General features: G+C 37.9%; 20 protein-coding genes. 1 reads left to right on the forward strand and 19 read right to left on the reverse strand.

From position 1 onward, the window contains the following. Positions 1-25: 25 nt before the first annotated feature. From polA to gap, 6 genes are all read right to left on the reverse strand, one after another. Positions 26-2,677, reverse strand: coding sequence for a DNA polymerase I (gene polA / locus CCAL5182_RS02615; protein WP_336610175.1), 2,652 nt, complete (start codon positions 2,675-2,677; stop codon positions 26-28). 33 nt (positions 2,678-2,710) lie between these two features. Then, on the reverse strand, positions 2,711-3,733 hold the full coding sequence (locus CCAL5182_RS02620) for an NADH:flavin oxidoreductase/NADH oxidase (protein WP_336610176.1): 1,023 nt from the start codon (positions 3,731-3,733) through the stop codon (positions 2,711-2,713). Between the two features lie 221 nt (positions 3,734-3,954). Continuing rightward, entirely contained in the window at positions 3,955-4,773 is an 819-nt protein-coding gene (gene fabI / locus CCAL5182_RS02625; protein ID WP_336610177.1) for an enoyl-ACP reductase FabI, read from the reverse strand. Between the two features lie 239 nt (positions 4,774-5,012). Continuing rightward, complete coding sequence (locus CCAL5182_RS02630; protein ID WP_336610178.1) at positions 5,013-5,687, reverse strand: triose-phosphate isomerase; 675 nt, start codon at positions 5,685-5,687, stop codon at positions 5,013-5,015. Continuing rightward, positions 5,684-6,892 (reverse strand): phosphoglycerate kinase, encoded by a 1,209-nt coding sequence (locus tag CCAL5182_RS02635; RefSeq protein WP_169937107.1) that lies wholly within the window; start codon positions 6,890-6,892, stop codon positions 5,684-5,686. The genes CCAL5182_RS02630 and CCAL5182_RS02635 overlap by 4 nt, the downstream gene beginning before the upstream one ends. Before the next feature lies 1 nt (position 6,893). Continuing rightward, entirely contained in the window at positions 6,894-7,895 is a 1,002-nt protein-coding gene (gene gap, locus CCAL5182_RS02640; RefSeq protein ID WP_169937105.1) for a type I glyceraldehyde-3-phosphate dehydrogenase, read from the reverse strand. Positions 7,896-8,098: 203 nt separating this feature from the next. Here gap and nadD point away from each other — a divergent pair, with 203 nt between their 5' ends. After that, positions 8,099-8,974, forward strand: coding sequence for a nicotinate (nicotinamide) nucleotide adenylyltransferase (gene nadD, locus CCAL5182_RS02645; protein ID WP_169971837.1), 876 nt, complete (start codon positions 8,099-8,101; stop codon positions 8,972-8,974). Between the two features lie 53 nt (positions 8,975-9,027). Here the strand turns inward: nadD and ypfJ are convergent, their stop codons facing one another. The 13 genes from ypfJ to pgeF form a co-directional block, all read right to left on the reverse strand. Then, positions 9,028-9,891, reverse strand: coding sequence for a KPN_02809 family neutral zinc metallopeptidase (gene ypfJ, locus CCAL5182_RS02650; protein WP_169937101.1), 864 nt, complete (start codon positions 9,889-9,891; stop codon positions 9,028-9,030). 64 nt (positions 9,892-9,955) lie between these two features. Next, entirely contained in the window at positions 9,956-10,366 is a 411-nt protein-coding gene (locus tag CCAL5182_RS02655) for an SseB family protein (protein WP_169971838.1), read from the reverse strand. Between the two features lie 8 nt (positions 10,367-10,374). After that, a complete protein-coding gene (locus CCAL5182_RS02660) occupies positions 10,375-11,382 on the reverse strand; it encodes a YeiH family protein (RefSeq protein ID WP_170000380.1) in 1,008 nt (335 codons plus the stop codon). Positions 11,383-11,388: 6 nt separating this feature from the next. After that, positions 11,389-12,975 carry an arginine--tRNA ligase gene (gene argS, locus CCAL5182_RS02665; protein ID WP_336610179.1) on the reverse strand — a complete coding sequence of 529 codons (1,587 nt, stop codon included), beginning with the start codon at positions 12,973-12,975 and terminating at the stop codon, positions 11,389-11,391. Positions 12,976-12,985: 10 nt separating this feature from the next. Then, positions 12,986-13,207: a Sec-independent protein translocase subunit TatA/TatB gene (locus CCAL5182_RS02670; protein ID WP_169971841.1), complete on the reverse strand. Its 222-nt coding sequence runs from the start codon at positions 13,205-13,207 to the stop codon at positions 12,986-12,988. 47 nt (positions 13,208-13,254) lie between these two features. Further along, entirely contained in the window at positions 13,255-13,866 is a 612-nt protein-coding gene (gmk, locus tag CCAL5182_RS02675; RefSeq protein ID WP_169937092.1) for a guanylate kinase, read from the reverse strand. Beyond that, positions 13,866-15,149, reverse strand: a complete 1,284-nt coding sequence (locus CCAL5182_RS02680; protein WP_336610180.1) for a hypothetical protein — start codon at positions 15,147-15,149, stop codon at positions 13,866-13,868. Before CCAL5182_RS02680 ends, gmk begins: the two co-directional genes overlap by 1 nt. Positions 15,150-15,211: 62 nt before the next feature. Beyond that, positions 15,212-15,973, reverse strand: a complete 762-nt coding sequence (fliR, locus tag CCAL5182_RS02685; protein WP_169971843.1) for a flagellar biosynthetic protein FliR — start codon at positions 15,971-15,973, stop codon at positions 15,212-15,214. A 116-nt stretch (positions 15,974-16,089) separates the two neighbouring features. Further along, positions 16,090-16,737, reverse strand: coding sequence for an ABC transporter ATP-binding protein (locus tag CCAL5182_RS02690; RefSeq protein ID WP_169937086.1), 648 nt, complete (start codon positions 16,735-16,737; stop codon positions 16,090-16,092). 1 nt (position 16,738) lies between these two features. Continuing rightward, positions 16,739-17,803 (reverse strand): translation elongation factor Ts, encoded by a 1,065-nt coding sequence (gene tsf / locus CCAL5182_RS02695; protein ID WP_336610181.1) that lies wholly within the window; start codon positions 17,801-17,803, stop codon positions 16,739-16,741. Then, positions 17,803-18,588, reverse strand: a complete 786-nt coding sequence (rpsB, locus tag CCAL5182_RS02700; RefSeq protein ID WP_169937083.1) for a 30S ribosomal protein S2 — start codon at positions 18,586-18,588, stop codon at positions 17,803-17,805. Before rpsB ends, tsf begins: the two co-directional genes overlap by 1 nt. Positions 18,589-19,293: 705 nt before the next feature. Continuing rightward, positions 19,294-19,509 (reverse strand): acetyltransferase, encoded by a 216-nt coding sequence (locus tag CCAL5182_RS02705; protein WP_169937081.1) that lies wholly within the window; start codon positions 19,507-19,509, stop codon positions 19,294-19,296. A gap of 1 nt (position 19,510) precedes the next feature. Next, positions 19,511-20,215: a peptidoglycan editing factor PgeF gene (gene pgeF, locus CCAL5182_RS02710; protein WP_442862136.1), complete on the reverse strand. Its 705-nt coding sequence runs from the start codon at positions 20,213-20,215 to the stop codon at positions 19,511-19,513. Positions 20,216-20,224 lie beyond the last annotated feature (9 nt).

Genomic DNA, 20,224 nt, shown 5'->3' on the forward strand with positions numbered 1-20,224 from the left:
GGGGGCACTCCCGCCTTATTTGCTTTTACTTTAACTCACCCCAGTTTTTAGCGCTATTTAACGAAGTTTTCAAAGGCACGTTAAGAGTATAAATTTCTTGCATTATCTTTTGAGCTTTTGCGCCAAACTCATCAACATACTCATCGGCTACTTCAAAGATAAGCTCATCATGAATTTGAAGCAACATCTTGGCTCTATCGTCTGTTATACGAGAAATTTCAACCATGGCAAGCTTTATAATGTCTGCCGCAGAGCCTTGAAATTTCGTATTTACAGCTTCTCTTTCATACATTGCGATCTGCATAGGAGTAGCGTTTGTAAAGTCAAAATACCGCTTTCTATTAAACAAAGTCTTTACAAAACCGTTGTTTTTAGCATCTGTTTTGATACCTTCCAAAAAGCCCTTTATACTAGGAAATACCCTAAAATAGCGTTCGATATACTCTTTAGCCTCGGCTCTTGATATGCCTACTTGCGCAGCTAGCTTGCTTGAGCCCATACCGTAAATCAGTCCGAAATTTATACTTTTAGCCACTGCGCGATTATGATCATTGCTCTCTCCAAAGATACTAATCGCCGTTCTTGCATGGATATCCTCATCGTTTGCAAATGCCCTAAGCAAGGCCTCATCCTTACTAAAATGCGCAAGAAGTCTAAGCTCGATTTGTGAGTAGTCAAGTCCAACCAAGCTAAAACCTCTTTTAGCTATGAAAGCAGACCTAACCTCTTTTGCCATACGTCCGCGTGCAGGGATATTTTGCAAATTCGGGTTTTTACTAGAGAGTCGCCCTGTGCTTGTTCCGGTTTGTAAAAAGCTGGTATAAATTCTTCTATCTTCATCTTTTAAAGCCAAATTTAAAAGCGGCTCACAATACGTACTTTGAAGCTTATAAAGCTCTCTATAGTCTAAAATTTTAGCCACCACGGCATGAGTGTCGATGATCTCGCTAAGGACTGCTTCATCGGTGCTATAGCCTGTTTTTGTCTTTTTCTTTACAGGAAGTTTTAGGTGTTCAAAAAGCACTTCACCAAGCTGTTTTACGGAATTTATATTAAACGTTTCGCCGCTAAGCTCGTAAATTTCACTTGTAAGTCGCTTTAAATTTTTATCGTTACTTTCTATCAGTGACCTCATCTTCATCACATCAAGCCCAATACCTTCGTTTTCCATATTAAATAGCGTTAAAATAAACTCAAATTCTAAGTCATTAGCTAGTTTTATAAGTTCAGGATCAAGCAAATTTAAAAACGTATGATAAAATTTAAGAGTTATCCAAGCATCTTCAGCTGCGTATTTTACGGCATTTTCTAGGACAACATTTGCAAATGTCTCGTCCTTTTTTACCACACTTTCAAATTTTATCGTTTCATACTCATAAAGCCTCTTGGCAAGCGCATCCATGCCTACTGCAAGACTTGGCTCACTAAGCCAGGCTAGTATCATTGTATCTTTAAAATTTTTAGGAGGTTTTATGCCAAAATTATTCCACACGATCTTAAAGTCGTATTTTAAATTTTGACCTATGACACAACCTTTATAAATTTGCCCTATCGCCCACTTGGCAAGCTCATGGCTAACTTGCTTTGGCACGCCAAGATAGCTGTGAGCCACAGGAACATAATACGCCTTTGTATCGTTAAAACAAAAGCTAAAACCGACAATACTCGCGTTACTAGCGTCGATACTAGTCGTTTCCGTATCAAAGCTAACAAGCGTATCCGGGGTTATGTTTGAAAGTAGCTCTTCTATCTCGCTCTCATTTGTTAGCAAAACCGCTTCAAAACCAAGCTCTTTTGTTGTATTTTCACTCTCGTTTTGTATAGATTTTAGTATGCGATTTAAATTATACTCCCTTAGCTCGTCCGCGACGTTTAATAGAGGATTTTTCTCGGGAAATTTCGCCTTTTTTATATCTTCTAGTGAAATTTCAACATCATCAAAAAGAGTAGCAAGTTTTTTGCTAAAAAAGGCACTATCTCTACCTTCAAACAGCATGTTTCTTATACGCTCGTTTGAAACTAAGCTTAAATTCTCATACACACCGTCTAAATTTCCAAATTCGTCAAGTAGCTTTTTAGCCCCCTTTGCACCTATGCCTTTTACGCCCGGGATGTTATCCGAGCTATCACCGACAAGTGCTAAAAAGTCACGAATTTGCTCAGGTTTTACACCGTATTTTTCAACACAACTCGCACTATCATGCTCGATCTTACTTTGCGGGCTATAAATGCTTACCTTACCATCTTCGATAAGCTGATAAAGGTCTTTATCGTGGGTAACGATCCGCACAAAAATGCCCTGCTCCTTGCAACTTTTTACCGCACTTGCGATGATATCATCAGCTTCGTATTTATCGCGCGAGATAGAACAAAGCCCCATTTTTTCGATCAGATCGATGCAAACCGGGAGTTGCTCTTTAAGAGCCAATGGTGGCTCTGAGCGATTAGCTTTATATGCCTCACTCATTTCATGGCGTAAAGTTTTACCCTTGCTATCAAGCGCAAAAATTATATAATCACTTTTAAATTCAGCCAAATTCATAATGAAATTTGCAAAACCGCTAACCATTCCGCTTGGCTTTCCGTCGCTATTTTTTAAATTCGGCATGGCATAATAAAGCCTAAAGAAAAATCCAAATGTATCGATAATAGTAAGTGTTTTTTGTTCGTTGTTCATTTTGTTACCTAGTTAAAATTTTAGTTATTGTACTTAAAAAGCTCTTCTATACGGCTTTTCTATAAGCTCTTTTTCACCAAGATCTCTCATAGCCGTTTGAGCAAAATTTGGATTTCTAAGTAGCTCTCTGCCATACGCCACACCGTCACAGACATCTCCAAGCAACAAAGCTTCGCCTTCGCTTGCTGTAGTTATAAGTCCGACCGCTATAACAGGAATTTTTACAACTTCTTTGATAGCCTTTGCATATCCGGCTTGATAAAGCGGCACAAATTTCGGCGCTCTATCGACATTTGCATGCACTCCGCCGGATGATACATGAATAAATGCCGCCCCTAAGCTCTCAAGCTCTTTTGCAAGACGCACGCTCTCATCTATATCATAGTCATCGCTTTTCCAGCTATCCGCGCTTAGTCGCACACCGATAGGGATACTTACTGCTGCCCTCATTTCGGTTAAAATTTCTTTTAAAAGTCTTGTGCGATTTTCAAAGCTTCCACCATAGTTGTCCTCTCTCTTATTTACACTCTTGCTTAAAAATTGATTTATCAAATATCCGTGCGCCGCGTGAATTTCGATGATCTCATAGCCTGCACTTTGTGCACGAATTGCCGCATTGATGAAATTTGACTTCACTTGCGCGATATCATCCAAACTCATTACTTTTGGAATTTGATACTCATCGCTAAATTTGAGTGCACTTGACGCCAAGGGCGTGTCGTCACACTCACTTTTTCGTCCTGCATGCGCTAACTGGATGGCCATTTTTGCTCCGTATTTAACGCACTCCTTAACCAGTCTTGCGTGTGCTTCTTTTTGCTCGTCATTCCAAATTCCAAGATCATTATGAGTGATCCTACCTCTTGGCTCAATCGCTGTAGCTTCTACGATGATTAACCCTGCTCCACCAAGTGAGCGAGCAGCATAATGAAGCCTATGAAAGCATCTTGGAAAGCCATTATCGTCCCTTACCTTATACATACACATCGGCGGCATTACGATACGATTTTTGATCACAGAATTTCCGATTTTAAAAGGTGTGAAAAGTTTTGACATGGTTATCCTTTATTTTGTAGTTTTGTGTAGAGATTTTATATTACCCTAAAATAGGGTTGTTTAACAATAGCATTAAGTTTTGTATCTTATGAACGAAAAGCCACACACCAAAAAACCCTTCAAGCGGCAGCAAGAAAGGTTTTTCGTGCATTGCGGAGCGATGACGGAAGTCACGTCCGCTTTGAGTGAATGAAATACAAAAAATTTTATAGACTTGTTATCTACTTCGCGTCCCACGTTAAGATGGTATTTCCTTCGTTATCTTTTGCAACATCACCCATCCCCATCGTGCTATATCCACAGTCTACATAGTGAATTTCACCCGTTACACCGCTAGCCAAATCACTTAGTAAATACATCGCACTCTTGCCGACATCTTCGGTTGTTACGTTGCGCTTTAGAGGAGCGTTTACTTCATTGTAGCGTAAAATCATCCTAAAGTCACCTATACCGCTTGCAGCAAGTGTTTTAATTGGACCTGCCGAAATAGCATTTACACGGATATTTTTTGCACCAAGATCATGTGCAAGGTAGCGCACTGAGCTCTCAAGCGCAGCTTTGGCTACACCCATTACATTATAATGCGGGACAAATCTTGGTCCGCCAAGATATGTTAGCGTAAGGATCGATCCGCCCTCTTTAAGCACGGGTATCACGGCTTTTGTAAGGCTTAGTAGCGAATACACAGACGTTCCCATAGCGATATCAAACGCCTCTTTTGTGGTGTCAATAAACTCGCCCTCTAAAGCCTCTTTTGGTGCATACGCTACGGCATGAACGACGAAATCTATCTCGCCCAAATCCGCCTTTATCTTATCTGCTATACCTTCTAAGTGCGCTGGATTATTCACATCTAGCTCATAAACAAATTTACTACCAAACTCCCCAGCTATGGGTTCTACACGTTTTTTAAGCGCATCATTTAAATATGTAAACGCCATGGTTGCGCCTTGTTTATGGCATGCCTCGGCGATACCGTAAGCAATTGATTTGGCATTAGCTACACCGACGATTAGACCCTTTTTACCTTGCATTATCATTTTATATCCTCTTAGTCATTCTGCTTATACTGTGAGTTTATGTTTTGTTGATTTGTAAATTTACAAACAGCTTTGTTTAATCTCACGATACTTTGCAGTTTTGTTTATTTGTTTTTTATTATCACTGAAAATATTTTGTGGTGATTTTTGTGATTGCGACAAAACTCCATCCCAAGACTAGGCATATAGCTTGTTGAGGGATGAAATTTTCTAGCTTCGCAAAAATCACACAAAAGAATTCAGCACGACGCTATTAAATTTAAGAAGTTGCTAGCATCCCAACTTGCTGTTCCTACTAGCACTCCGCCACAGTGTTTAACCTTGCAAATTTCAGCGATATTTTTAGCATTTACGCTTCCGCCGTAAAGTAGCGGTGCACTAGTCTTTGAAGCTATAAATTCTAAAATTTCACCCACCTGCTCTGCGCTTGCACTCTTACCAGTTCCTATCGCCCAGATCGGCTCATAGGCGATAACTAAATTTTTATATCCCAGATCGATATTTGCAAGTTGTAAGTCTAGCCATTCGCGTGTTTTTCCACTCTCAAATAACTCTAAGCTCTCGCCGATACAATAAACCACTCTCCAGCCATTTTTGACAGCAAAATCAAATTTAGCTCTCAAAAACTCCTCGCTCTCGCCTAAAATTTCACGTCTTTCCGAATGTCCGATAAGCACGGTTTTGATATTAAATTCATCAAGCATAGCCTTGCCTATCTCACCCGTATATGAGCCGCTTTCGCATGGATAGAAATTTTGCGCCCCAAGGGTAAATTTAAACTCCTCATTTAAAAAGGTAGTAGCAGGGGCAAAGACGAGGACATTTTTGTCTTTTAAATTTTCATTTAAAATTTTAGCATACTCATTAAAGCTATCCCTTGTGTGGTTACACTTTAAATTTGCTGCAAATATCATTGCTCTACACCGCTTCGTCTAAGAGGCTTGACACCTGGAAGCTCTTTGCCCTCTATAAGCTCTAAGCTTGCTCCGCCTCCAGTTGAGATAAAGGTCATCTCATCGGCATCTCCTGCACGAGCGACAACATCGGCCGTATCGCCTCCGCCAACAACCGTAGTTGCATGTGTTTCAGCGATGCTGTGGCTCATTTTTATGCTGCCTTTAGAGAATTTATCCATCTCGAAAACACCCATCGGCCCGTTCCACCAGATAGTTTGAGCATCTATTATCGCCTCTTGGAAAAGTCTAATACTAGCAGGACCGATATCAAGCCCCATCCATCCTGCAGGAATCTCTTGTGCAGTTACAAATTTAACGGCACTATCGTTTGAAAAACTTTGAGCCGCGACAACATCAACAGGAAGATAAATTTTAACACCCAGTTCTTTGCCTTTTTTAAGCACCATTAATGCCTCTTCAACAAGCTCTTCTTCCAAAAGCGAGTTACCGATATTTTCACCCATGGCCTTTAAAAATGTAAACGCCATTCCGCCACCGATGATGAGTTTATCAACGCGAGGCAGTAGGTTTTTAAGCGCTTGGAGTTTGCCGCTAACCTTACTTCCGCCCACAACTGCAACAAAAGGACGAGCCGGTTTTTTGATAAGTTTTTCGGCAAATTCGATCTCTTTTTGTAGTAAAAATCCAGCAGCTTTTGTATTTTCATCATAAAATTTAACCACGGCTTCAACAGAAGCATGAGCTCTATGGCATACGCCAAAAGCGTCGTTTACATACACTTCGCCAAATCCACTTAGCTCGCGAGCTAAATTTTCATCGTTTTTAGTTTCACCCTTTTCAAAGCGTAAATTTTCAAGAAGCAAAATCTCGCCTTGTTTTAAATTTTTAGCTTTCTCTTTTGCATCAGGCCCAATAACGTCGGTTGCCATTTTTACCTCTTGGTGCAGTAAGAACGAAAGTCTCTTTGCTACCGGCTTTAGCGAAAATGCTTCTTCGTAGCCATTTTTAGGGCGTCCTAAATGCGATGCAAGGACTATTTTACAACCTTGATCAAGGCAGTATTTTATGGTAGGAAGTGCAGTAAAAATTCTCCTATCATCGGTTATATTGCCAAATTCATCCATAGGAACGTTAAAATCACACCTTATAAAGACGCTTTTATTTGCTAAATTTATATCTTTTACCGAGATGATTCCGTGCATTTTAGCCCCTTTTGCCCACAAACACACCCATGTCTACAAGGCGTGCAGAGTAGCCCCATTCATTATCATACCAAGCCAAAACTTTTACCATGTCGCCACAGATAACTTGTGTTGTATCAGGGACAAATATAGAACTTGCAGGATCACTCATAAAATCGCTTGAAACGCGGTATTCATCGTCGATTTTGATTAAATTTTTAAATTCATTAAGACTTGCTTTTTTAAATGCCTCATTTACCTCTTCAACTGTCGTTTGTTTACCTAAAACAACCGTTAAATCAACAAGAGAAACATTTGGCATAGGCACGCGTATACTTTGTCCGTGCATCTTGCCAAGCAGGTGAGGCATGACTTTGCCTATAGCTTTTGCCGCGCCGGTTGTAGTTGGTATCATATTTGCAGCAGCAGCACGAGAGCGGCGGAAATCCTTACCCTTAACATCAAGTATGCTTTGTCCGTGAGTGTAAGCATGGATCGTAGTCATCAAACCCTTTTGTATACCAAACGCACTATCAAGAATCTTTGCTACAGGCGCTAGGCAGTTTGTAGTGCAACTTGCATTTGATATGATCGCTTCATTTTTATAATCATCGGTGTTTACGCCGATAACGTAAGTTGGTGTGTCGTCTTTTGCCGGTGCGCTCATAACGACTTTTTTAATACCGTTTTTAATAAACGGTTCGCATTTTTCTGAAGTCAAATTTGCTCCGGTACATTCAAGAACGACGTCTGCACCACATCCGGCAAAGTCAAGCTCATTTGCATCTCTTGTAGAATAAACTTTTATCTTCTTTCCGTCAACCTCTATGCAATCATCACTAACAACCTTAACATCGTGCTTAAATTCCCCATGCACAGTATCAAATTTCAACAAATATCTAGTCATTTCTCTTTTTGCGGTGTCGTTTATTGCGACAAGTTCGCAATCATCGCGTTCTAAAATGATACGTGCAGCACATCTGCCTATCCTTCCAAAACCGTTTATAGCTATCTTAACCGACATTTCAGCTCCTTTAATTGAAGTAGTAACTGTAATTTTACAAAAAAAAGCTACAAAAAAAGCTAAATCAAGAAAAATAATTAAATTTTAAATATAATCACGATTTTAGTTTTTAAATTTAGATTAGAAACTTGGATTTGTGATATTTTATAGCTTGTTTTTAGCTTAATATGCTACAATCTACGAATTTGATTTTAAGGCAAGAGTTGAATATAGCATTTTTTGGCGGGAGCTTCGATCCTCCGCATTTAGGGCATGATAGTGTCGTAAAAATGGCTTTAAATGAGCTAAATATAGACAAGCTAGTCATTATGCCGACCTTTATAAGTCCGTTTAAGAGCGACTACTCCGCGCCTCCCGAACTTCGTTTAAAGTGGATAACAAGACTTTGGGGAGATCTTGATAAGGTTGAAATTTCAGATTTTGAAGTCAATAAGGCTCGTCCGGTACCTACCATTGAAACGATAGATCATCTTTATGAAAAATACGAAATTTCAAATTTATATCTGATAATCGGAGCGGATCATCTTGCAACGCTTGATAAATGGCATGATTTTACAAGGCTAAAAACACTTGTGAAATTTGTAATAGCAGAGCGCGATCACATAGATATACCGGAGAATTTGCAAAAAATGGGCACGCATGTAGACATTAGCTCATCGCAAATTAGACATTCGGAATGTTTAGAAAATTTGCCCGAAGTCTTAAAAGAAGAAATCATAAAATTTTATCAAGGAAAAAATATGGAACTTAGCATGCAACAACGCATAGAAAATATCGTGAAAATTTTAGACGAGAAAAAAGCCGAAGAGATACAAGTGTTTGATATGAGTGATAAGGATTATTTCGTAAAACAAGTCGTTATCGCGACAACAATGGGCGAGCGCCACGCATTATCGCTAACAGATGATCTAAAAGAGAAGCTTAAGCCACTTGGCGAGCAGTTTTTAGGTATAGAAAGCTCTGGCGAGTGGGTTGTCTGCGATCTTGGCGACATACTTTTACACCTTATGAGCCAACAATACCGTGCAAGATACAATATCGAAGAATTTTTAAGCAAGCTAAAAGAGCAACACAACTAAGAATTTAACTTTTGTCGCGTTTATAGTATTTAAATTTATAAACGCGACGATTTTTAAAAACTACAAGAAGCTAGTTTACCACCCTCAAAACCCTTTTTAAACCATTCCATGCGCTGTTTTGAGCTACCGTGCGTGAAAGAGTCGGGCACGACATGTCCTTGGTGCTTTTTTTGCAAAGTGTCATCACCAATTGCACTAGCTGCATTTAATGCCTCTTCAATGTCGCCGTCATCTAAAATTTGATATTTATTCATATAGTGCGCCCAAATTCCCGCATAACAGTCAGCTTGAAGTTCGACTTTAACCTGAAGTGCATTTTGCTCTACTTGTGAAACGCCTGATTTTTGTGACTGAATTTTATTTAGCGTTCCTACTAAATTTTGCACATGATGTCCGATTTCGTGAGCTATAACATAAGCTCTAGCAAAATCACCTCCCGCCTTATGCGTCTTTTCAAGTTCATCAAAAAAGCTTAAATCAAGATATACTTTTTGATCCGCCGGACAGTAAAAAGGCCCTACTTGTGAGCTAGCAAAGCCACATCCACTAGAAACTTGCCCTCTAAAAAGTACTAAATTTGGCTCCACATATGAAGCTTTATGCTCTTTGAAAATATTCGCCCATACATCTTCTGTTTCTGCCAAAACAGCAGAAACAAAGGCAAAATTTTCTTTCTCCTTTGGATCATCTATGGCTTTACTTTGAGTTGTGCCGGCTCCTTGGTCGATAAGAGCAAGAGGATCGTAACCCATAAAATAGGCCACAACACCGATAACTAGCACTATGCGTCCGATCTTTGAACCCATCAAAAATCTGATAATAGGTACAAGCGCACCAAACGAACCAGCGCTACTTACTTGTGAATTTGAACGTCTATCTTCGACATTTGAGCTTTGTCTGCTATCTTGCCATTTCATATTTATCCTTTATTTTTGGCGATTGTATCAAAAAACGACGCTTTTTTAGATAAACCTGACAAATTTAGTCTTTAAAAATAGCTCTAAAGAAATTTAAATCAAGTATAAGCGAATGCGAAAATGCGTCTATTACGATACCCTCATAATTATTTTTATCATCAAGCAACATAGCCCCGTAATCCTTTAATCGCAAATTTATAACTTCTTGCTCGCTATCATTTCTCCATTTCATCAGCTCTTGTCTGCTTGTAAATGCAGGAAAATAGCTCTTGTCGTTTTCGTCATCACTAAGTAGGGCAAATTTGATGTTTGACCCCTCTTCTTCATAAACCGCACTTCCGTCAGGCTTTGCAAGCGGTGCAGCAAGTATAACCGGGGCTAGAAATTCAGCCTTTTTTAGCTCGTTTATTAGACAAATTTCATTATCCTTTGTTGGTTCATTTTTAAAATTTTCAATAGCTTTAATCAAACTCAAAGTATCTCCTAAAAAATAAATTTAATATACGAAAAGCAAAATACAAACAGCCAGGCAAACAGCAAAGCTGCAAGCAAGAATGGCTTAAAGCCCATGTTTGCAAATGTATTTTTATTTAGCCCAAAACCAAGTGCACACATGGCCGCACAAAGTAAAAAAGTAGCAAGATGATTTATGGCGGTAAGTAAAATTTCAGGGACAGCAAAGAGAGAATTTATACAAACCGCTGCAAAAAAGTATAGCGCAAAATACGGAAACACACTCATTTTACCGCTTTTGTTTGAACGAAAAAATATAGACAAAACGATCAAAAATGGCACCAAAGTAAGCACTCTAAGCATTTTTACGATAACAGCACTAGCTTTTGCACTCTCTGAAATATTTGCTCCAGCAGCGATAACATGAGCAACCTCATGAAGTGAAGCACCGGTAAATCTTCCCATCATATCTGCATCAAAACCAAGCAACCCAACTTTAAAAATAAACGGATAAACAAACATGCCTATCGTTCCAAACAGCACAACAGTGCATATAGCACTTGCCGTATCTTGCTCGCTTGCCTTTATCGTGCTTGCACTCGCCATAACGGCAGCCGCACCGCATATAGCGCTACCAGAGCCGATAAGCGCACTCAAACTCTTGCCAAGACCAAGCCACTTGCCTATAAAGATCGCAAGTGCAAATGTCGAAAATACAACCAAAGCAACAAATAAAATACCATAAATTCCAAGCTCACTAATACTATCAAAACTTATACGAAAGCCAAAAAGTATGATACCAAAGCGCAAAATTTGCTTTGTGGCTATACTCAAAATTCCTGTTTTTTTAAGTGTATTAGAACTTTTAGGGGAAAAATTTACCACCATACAACCAAATAACACAGCGACCATAAGTGGACTAAGATGAAATGTGCTAAAAGGTGGAAAATGCGATATAAAAATAGCTAAAATAGCCAGAAAAAACAGACACAGCCAAGCAAATTTAAACTCAAAAATATGCTTTAGTGTCTGTTTCATTTCTCGCTACATGCGCTCTTTTGCAGTTATACCCATAAGAGTTAGAGCTGTTCTTATGCTAAGCGCAACAACCGCAAAAAGCTTAAGCAAAACATCTTCGTTTTTACTTCCTATAACGCGGTTTTCATTATAAAATTTGTGGAAATTCGCACAAAGCGATTTTAGATAATCAGGCAACTTTTGCAAAGCTCTTTGCGAGTAAGCATCTTCTAAAATTTCATTTAAAGTAAGCGCTTCAAAAAGCAAATTTTTACCGCTATCATCAAGCAGATCAAGCGATGCATCTATAACATCGGTAACACTTTTTTGTGCCTTACCAAATACTTGATTTATCCTTGCGTGAGCGTAGTTTATGTAAAAAATAGGGTTTGAACTATCTTCTTTTTTAAGCTCATCTACGTCAAATTCAAGGCTACTCGTGTTTGCTTTACTTATAAAAATAAACCTTAAAGCATCAGCTCCAATCTCAGCGGTAATGTCGCTCATAAGTATGGCGTTACCAGCACGTTTGCTCATCTTATACGGCTTGCCGTCTTTTAGCAAACTAACCATTTGCATAAGTAAAATTTCAAGGCGATTTTCATCATAACCTAAGAAATTTATAGCAGCTTTTAGGCGAGTTATATACCCGTGATGATCAGCTCCCCAAATATTTAAAAACTCATCATATCCACGTTCAAATTTATCATTATGATAAACTATATCACCTGCTAGATACGTAGGCCTGCCGTCATCTCTAACAACGACACGGTCATTATCATCGCCAAGTTTTGTAGAAGCAATATAAGTTGCTCCGTCCTTTTTATACATTTGATTTGAGCGTTCTAATTTTGCGATAGTTGCCTCTAGCTTATCGTAATACGACCTTTCACTAGCCCAATTTTTAATAAAAATATTTGCATCCGATAGATCTTTTTTGATGATATCTAGCACTATATCTTTGCCAAATTCCGCTAGATCTAAATTTTTACTCTCGTCTGTAAAAATTTCTTTGCCGAATTTTTCAAGTGCAGCTTTTGCGATATCTTCTATATAATCGCCACGGTAGTATTTTTCAGGGTATTCTACACTCTGACCAAGTAGATTTTCACGAGCCCAAAGTGAAATAGAGGTACCAAGTAGGTCTATTTGATTGCCCGCGTCATTTATGTAGTACTCGGTTTGTATATCGTAGCCTATATATCTTCCGATACGAGCCAAAGTATCGCCATAAACCGCTCCTCTAACATGACCTATATGAAGCGGACCAGTGGGATTTGCGCTGATGTATTCGATCAACAAGCTTTTATCTTTAGGTTTTGAGGAGGCAAAATTTTCTCCATCTTGCAAAGCCTTGCTTGCGCAAGAGTCCAAAAATTCGCCCTTTAATTTAAAATTTAAATAGCCATTAACCGCACTAACCTCAAAAAGATCATTGTCTTTAAATTTATCGGCAAATTCTTGTGCTATAGCCATAGGCGAACGCTTAAGCTCTTTTGCCAAAGAAAAGGCTAACGGTGTAGCATAGTGGGCTAAATTTTTATCTTTTGGTTTTTCAAGAACAAAATCGCGTCCGATAATCTTTAAAATTTCAGATTTTACTATCTCTTTCAACTTCTAAAGCCTATGCGTTTTTGCTCTCTGTTTTACTCTCGCTAACCTTTGCGTCAACGGCATCTTCTTCTTTTTTCTCAACTTTTTCTACAGGCTTATCATCTTCCATTTCAGCCTTAAAGCTTTTGATACCCTTACCAAGACCTTTTGCAAGCTCAGGAATTTTTTTAGCACCGAACAATAAAACGATAATAGCAAGTATTATTAACAACTGTTGAACACTGATACCCATCTTTTCTCCTTAAATTAAAAGCGTGATTTTAGCATAAATTTTAAATTTTAACAATCAATCCAATTATCGATCGTTTCACGAAGATTGATATTTGTACTTTTTAAACGCATAGCCCGAACGATAGACTTTAACCCGCGATAACTTTTTTCTATATCATCATTTATTAAAAAATAATCATACTCCAAAATGTGTTCCATCTCCCCGACTGCGTTCATTAAACGGTTTTCTATAGTTTCGGGACTGTCGGTATTGCGCTTTTCAAGACGTTTTTTTAGCTCTTTTTTATTTGTAGTAGTGACAAAAACAGATGTTATCTCGGACTTAAATTTCTCTCTTGCTATGGCAAACCCTTGCACGTCTATATCAAAAACAACGATATTTCCACGCTCAAGCTGCTCTTTTACCGGCTTTAAACTTGTGCCGTAGTAGTTTTTATGAACCTGCGCCCATTCTAAAAATTCATCTTTTTTTATACCGTCTTCAAATTCTTCTTTGCTTATAAAATGATAATGAACACCGTCTATTTCGCCGTCTCTTATGGCTCTTGTTGTGCTTGAGATAGAAAAATAAAGCCCTTTTTCCTCCTTAAAGAGCCTGCTTAAAAGAGTGCTTTTACCACAGCCGCTAGGACCGCTGATGAGTAAAATTTGACCCTTCACTACTTCTCCTCAAAGCTTATATTTATCTTTATATTCATATCTTTTAAGGCTTCTTTTAAAGCACTGTCATTTAACGATTTTTTTATCTGTTCGGTTATCTTTTGACTAAGTTCAGCTTTTATATCTTGTGTTTGCTCTTTAGGTTCACTAAGGCTATCTTGCTCACTTTTAGCTCCGTCAAGCCCAAATGCTTTCATCATTAATGCCTGGTCTATCTCATTAATATCATGTATCTCTTCTATGTTTTCTTGTGTGACTTCACTCACTTCTTCCCCAATCTCATCAGCTAAAAGCTCATCCTCTTGTAGCTCGTCTTCTTGTATTAAATTTTCATCAATTTCAAGCTCTTGTTTTGACTCTACATCTTTTTTAGAATCTGTAAATTCTTCGTCTAGTTCTTGCGTGTCCAAACTATCAAGCAAATCATCGATAATGTCATCTTTTGGCTCATTATCCTCATCTTTACCGACATCTTCACTGTCGCTTTCACTCATATGATCTATCTCGTCAACCAAAGAACTTAGCTCATCTATCTCATTTACATCTTCTACGTCTTCTTCTTTTTCTTCGCTCAAATCTTCGTCCAATAAATTCTCTTTTGCCTCTTGCATTTGACTTAGCTCTTCATTTAAAAGAGTATCATCAAGCTCTTCTTGCTTTTCTTTAACGTCTTTTATATCTTCTGATTCACTAAATTCATCAAGCTCGTCAAGACTATCAAGATTATCCTTGCTAAGCTCTTCTAGCAAGTTGTTGTCTTCTTCGCTTGGCAGATCTTCATCTTCGTTTATGCTATCTAAATTTAAATCATTCAAATCGAGATCTTCAAAATTTTCCAAATCATCATCAGGCTTATCTTTATGCTCCTCGTCTATACTAGGCAGCTCAAAATCATCAAAGCCTCCAAGCTCATCAGGCATACTAAGATCATCTTCAAAATCATGAAATTTAGCACTATCTTCTACATGAGTAACCGGCTTGGCATTTGACGTAGTCTCTTCAAACAAGCTTATAAATTCAGTAGGTAAAAACGGTTTTTCAAGATAAGCATCGGCAAATTCCGGTTTTTGACTGCCGCGAGGAACAAGCGCGATGACGCTATTTGAGTGCTGGCTTAAATCAACATCTAAAATTTCAATATCACTGTCGATCACGATACAGTCAAATGACTCTTGAAGCTCTAAAATATCATCAATCTCGTCATAACCGACTCCGATTTTATTTAAACTTAGTGTTATCAAACGTGAAACAGCCGGATTTTTATTTATAAGCGCAACCCTCATCATCTCTCCTTTAAACCTAAATCTAATATTTTATGATATTTTTCATTGCTCTTTTCTTAATTTTAAAAAAACAGGGTAGGCAGATCGTTAATAACTCTTAAAGCAATATCGCTAATCACCTTCATAACACCTGCCAAAATCGCAATCAAAACAACAAAACCGATAGTAACTTTTATCGGATAGCCAACGACTAAAAGGTTAAACTGTGGCATTGTCTTCATAAGCATACCAAATATCACATCAGACAGTAAAGAAAGCGCGATAATAGGAAATGCCAAGATAAATCCAAACATAAACAATTCAGAAAAAATTTTAATCATATAGTGCGCGATCTGGGCTCTTGGATAAAAGTCGCCAAGCGGAATTTGCGCTAAAGAAGAGGCGTAAAACTGCAAAATCAAATGATGCCCGTCAAAAAACAAAAACGTCATAAGTGCCATGAAATTTAGTATATTAGCAATAACTGCCGAATTTATACCGGTTTGTGGGTCAAGCACAGTCGCCATCGAAAAGCCCATAACCATAGATATTTGCTCGCCAGCCATGTGAAGCATGCCAAAGACGATATTTAACAAAACTCCAGCACAAAGCCCAAGCATGAGTTCGCTTAAAATATCTAAAACTAAAAAATTTATGGCATGATCATGAACATGAGACATAGGAAAGAGTACTATCGTTAAAAGCATGGCAAAGACGGTTTTTGCAGTTAGAGGAATTTGATTATGCGAGTAAAACGGAAAAAATACGATAAGTCCGCTAAGGCGTGCGAAAAGCAACATAAATGTTATAACGCGATCCGCGCCTAAAAATTGAACTAACTCCATTTTGCTCTTTTTTAAAATTTTTACGTGATTTTAGCGTTTTTTGCGTTTTGTTTGGATAAATTTTAAACTTTAGCGGATTGAAATTTAACTTAATATGACCAGTTTGTGCTTTAAATTTAAAGAGAAATTTTTAAAAGTTGTTTGTTCTCAAGATGATATGAGTGGTCACATTTTGCGGCTAGCTCGTTATCATGAGTTACCAGTACGAGGCTCGCATCATTTGATTTTATGTATTCAAAAAGAACATTCATCACATCATTTGCGGTATCTTTATCTAAATTCCCTGTTGGCTCGTCTGCATAAATTATACGTGGTTTTTTACTTAGCACCCTTGCAATACTAACACGTTGTTGTTGTCCGCCGCTTAGTTCGCCAACTTTATGGTTTAGAACATGTGAAATTTTAAGTGCATCAAGATAGCTTTTGTCGATAGGCTCGTTTGACAAAATGCTTGCTAGCTCGATATTTTCTAAAGCACTAAACCCCTTAAAAAGATAGTGGGCTTGAAAAATGATACCAAAGTCAAATCTACGAATTTTTATAAGTTCATTTTGCGATAGTGAGTAAAGCGACTTGCTGCCGTATACAACTTCGCCAAAATTTGGCTTTAAAAGTGTGGACAGAATGTGAAGAAGGGTTGATTTACCACAACCGCTAACTCCAAGTATAGCGGTGCTTTCGCCAGAGTTTAATTCTAAATTTATATTATCAAAGAGCGTATAATCATACGCAAAGCCTAGATTAGACGCTCTTAAAATTTGCATTTTAGCCGATTTGAGCTGCAACTTCTGCAGCAAAATCATCAACTTTCTTCTCTAAACCTTCGCCAAGTTCAAAGCGAACGTATTTTACGATCTCGATCTTACCGCCAAGTTCAGCACTTTTTTCCGCTATAACTTGCTCTACGGTTTTTTTATCATCCATTACGTAAAATTGTCCAAGAAGCGTTAAACGTTGATCAAGAACAGTATTATCGGCATAGAATCTATCTATCTTGCCAGGTATGATTTTGTCCCAAATTTTTTCAGGCTTACCTTCAGCTTTTAATTCGTTTTCTATATCTTTTTTGGCTTTTTCAAGCTCTGCTTCACCGATTTGGCAACGGCTTGCATACTCAGGGATATGATGAAGCGGTTTGCCTAAACGTTTAAGCTCATCATTTTCTTTTTCAAGCTCTGCGCGAAGCGCTATAAATTCTTTTCCTACAAATTCCTTATCAAGATCTTTGTAGCTTATCACGCTTGGCTTCATAGCAGCTGCGTGCATACATAAATTTCTTATAAATTCTTGTGCTTTTGCTGCAACAGTCGCATTCTCGCAAGCTGCTCCGATTAAAACACCAACACGTCCGTTTGAGTGAACGTAGCCGTTTACAACGCCGTTTGCATCAGCAGTGATAGTTTCAAAGCGTCTAACAACTAGGTTTTCACCGATAGTTGCGATCTGACCTTTGAAATACTCTTCAAATTTTACGCCGTTGATTACGCTTGAATTTAAAGTCTCTACGTCTTGTATAGATTTAGCTTGGATATGAGCAGTAGTGTCTTTTGTTAAAGCCTGAAATTGTGGATTTCTAGCAACAAAGTCGGTCTCAGAGTTGATCTCGCTAATAGTTGCAGCTTTACACTCAGCACATACTTCAACACTAACAAGACCCTCGCTTGCTAGTCTGTCGGCTTTTTTAGCAGCCTGACCTAAGCCCTTTTCACGTAAAATATCAACGGCTTTTTCTATATCGCCGTTTGCTTCGCCAAGAGCTTTTTTGCAATCCATCATGCCAGCTCCAGTGCTTTCACGGAGCTCTTTAACCATTTGTGCAGTGATTTCCATTACTCTTCATCCTCCGCAAAATCTTCTTCACTAACAGCCTCAGCTACAACTGCGTCTTTTTCGTCTTGGCTAACTTCTTCTTTTACATTTTCGTCAGCATCTTGCTCAAGCAGTGCTTTGCCTTCATTTATAGCTTCAGCCATCTCTTGGCAGAAAAGTTGAACAGAGCGGATCGCATCGTCGTTGCCAGGGATTGGATAATCAACAACATCAGGATCGCAGTTTGTATCGATCGGAGCGATAACAGGCATTTTTAAGCGGTTTGCTTCTTGAACTGCGATTTTCTCTTTAACAGTATCAACAACAAATACCATATCCGGTAAATTTTTCATATTTCTAATACCGCCTAGAGTTGCGATTAGTTTCTCTTTTTTGCGGCGTAGCATTAGAGCTTCTTTTTTAGTTAGAAGGTTAATAGAGCCGTCTTCTTCCATAGCTTCGATTACTTCTAGTTTGCGGATTGATTGGCGGATAGTTCCGAAGTTTGTCATCATACCACCTAACCAGCGGTGATTTACATAAGGCATACCGCATTTTTCAGCATACTCTTTTATAGCTTCTACAGCTTGTTTTTTAGTACCTACAAAAAGGATAGTTTTACCTTCAGCTGCCGCGTCACGAACGATGTTGTAAGTATAGCGGAAGTAGCGGATAGTTTTTTGTAGATCTATAATATAGATACCTTTTCTCTCGCCAAAAATGAATTTTTTCATCTTTGGGTTCCATCTGCGTGTTTGGTGTCCGAAGTGAACGCCGCACTCTAACAAATCTCTCATAGTTACCATTGTGGTTCTCCTTGTGGGCTTTGCCCGAAATTTAGGTTTTTCCTCCACACCCTTTAACGACATTTTAAAGATGTCGCAACCAAATTTTAGGATTGATGTGTGTGAATTAAAGGTTGGATTATACTTAAAAATTTATAAATTTAAGCTAAATTTTATTGCCAAGTTGCTTGTTTGGCATTGCAAATGACTTGTTTAAAGTTTTATAAAATTCATGCATTCTGCTTTTGTTTTTAATAGCATTTGATGATTTTATTTTAAAGTCCAACAGCTTATTTCTAATTACGAGCATATCTTTGATTATCTCTTCATTAGAAACATATTCACTAAAGAGTGTTTGGGTTATCAATGTTTTAAAATATTAATAAAAGTTTTGGTAAGCAATAATCAAATACAAAAATATTGCTAAAACATGATTGTGTTCAGGATCTTTTTTTCTAAAAATACGGTTTTGCATAATAGACTATGCCTTTATTTGAAAAAGTTTTTACAATAAACACTGTTATTTTTGATTTCATTTAACATAAAAAGCCTATTCTCTTTAAAATATGCAATAAATTTTTTATCAACGATCTCATAAATCCAGTATTTTACATTGTTGCTTATTATTTTACAACTTTATCTTAAAAATAATTATAAAGTTTCATCACCTAATTTGGTGCACATAGAATATAATGCGAAGCGTCTGTATTTTATTTACAATCCCTGCTATTTACTTAACTGAATTTCCTCTTCTATTTTCATTAATTTTACGAAAATTTCTTCTATGCTATCACGCTCGTTTTGACTAAGAGTAAATTTTTGAGAAGCAAGCAAAGTCTTAAGCATAGCTTCGTTTTCAAGTGCTTCTATGTCAAATTTCTTTGCATTTTCGATTATCTTAGCAACTCTTGGATCTTTTATAACAAAACTTTCATATCCCATTTTATCCCCTCATCATAACAAATCCGGCAAAACGTCCCGTTACGCCCTCTCTGCGATATGAAAAATACATCTCGTCACAGTGCGTGCAGCTTGGCTCAAATTTGATCTTAGTTACACCAAGGCTTGATATCTCGTCACGCAGCGCCATGTTCATATCAAATTTATCATTAAATTTATAACGACCAAGCTCGCCAAGATCGATGCCTTTTACCTCGTAGCAGCTGCCTTTTATATTTGCTCCGACAAAAACTTCCAAATTTATAGCTTCGCAACCAAAATTATTTTCCATTAAATTTATAGCTTTGGTACAAATTTTTTTCATCACCCCGGCGCGCCCTGCATGTATAACGCAAATCACTTCACAAACAGGGTCTATGATCAAAACAGGAGAACAATCGGCCGTCATTACGCAAAGTGCGGTATTTTTTAGAGTTGTTATAACTGCATCACAGGGGATTAGCTTTTGATCTTTTGAGGTTAAAATTTCAACTTTGTCTGAGTGAATTTGCTCCATAAAGATCAAATCACCCAGCTTGACACCAAGAAAATTGGCTAAAATTTCACGATTTTTAAGCACGCATTCTTTATCATCTCCAACATGTAAGGCTAAATTTAATCCAGCATACGCACCCTTGCTAAGTCCGAATTTTTTGGAAGTAAAACCGAGTAAAAAACGATCGTCATCTATTTCAAATTTCATTGACATACTTTCAAA

It is taken from the genome of Campylobacter sp. 7477a (assembly GCF_014892335.1).
In the GTDB taxonomy this organism is placed as follows: domain Bacteria; phylum Campylobacterota; class Campylobacteria; order Campylobacterales; family Campylobacteraceae; genus Campylobacter_A; species Campylobacter_A californiensis.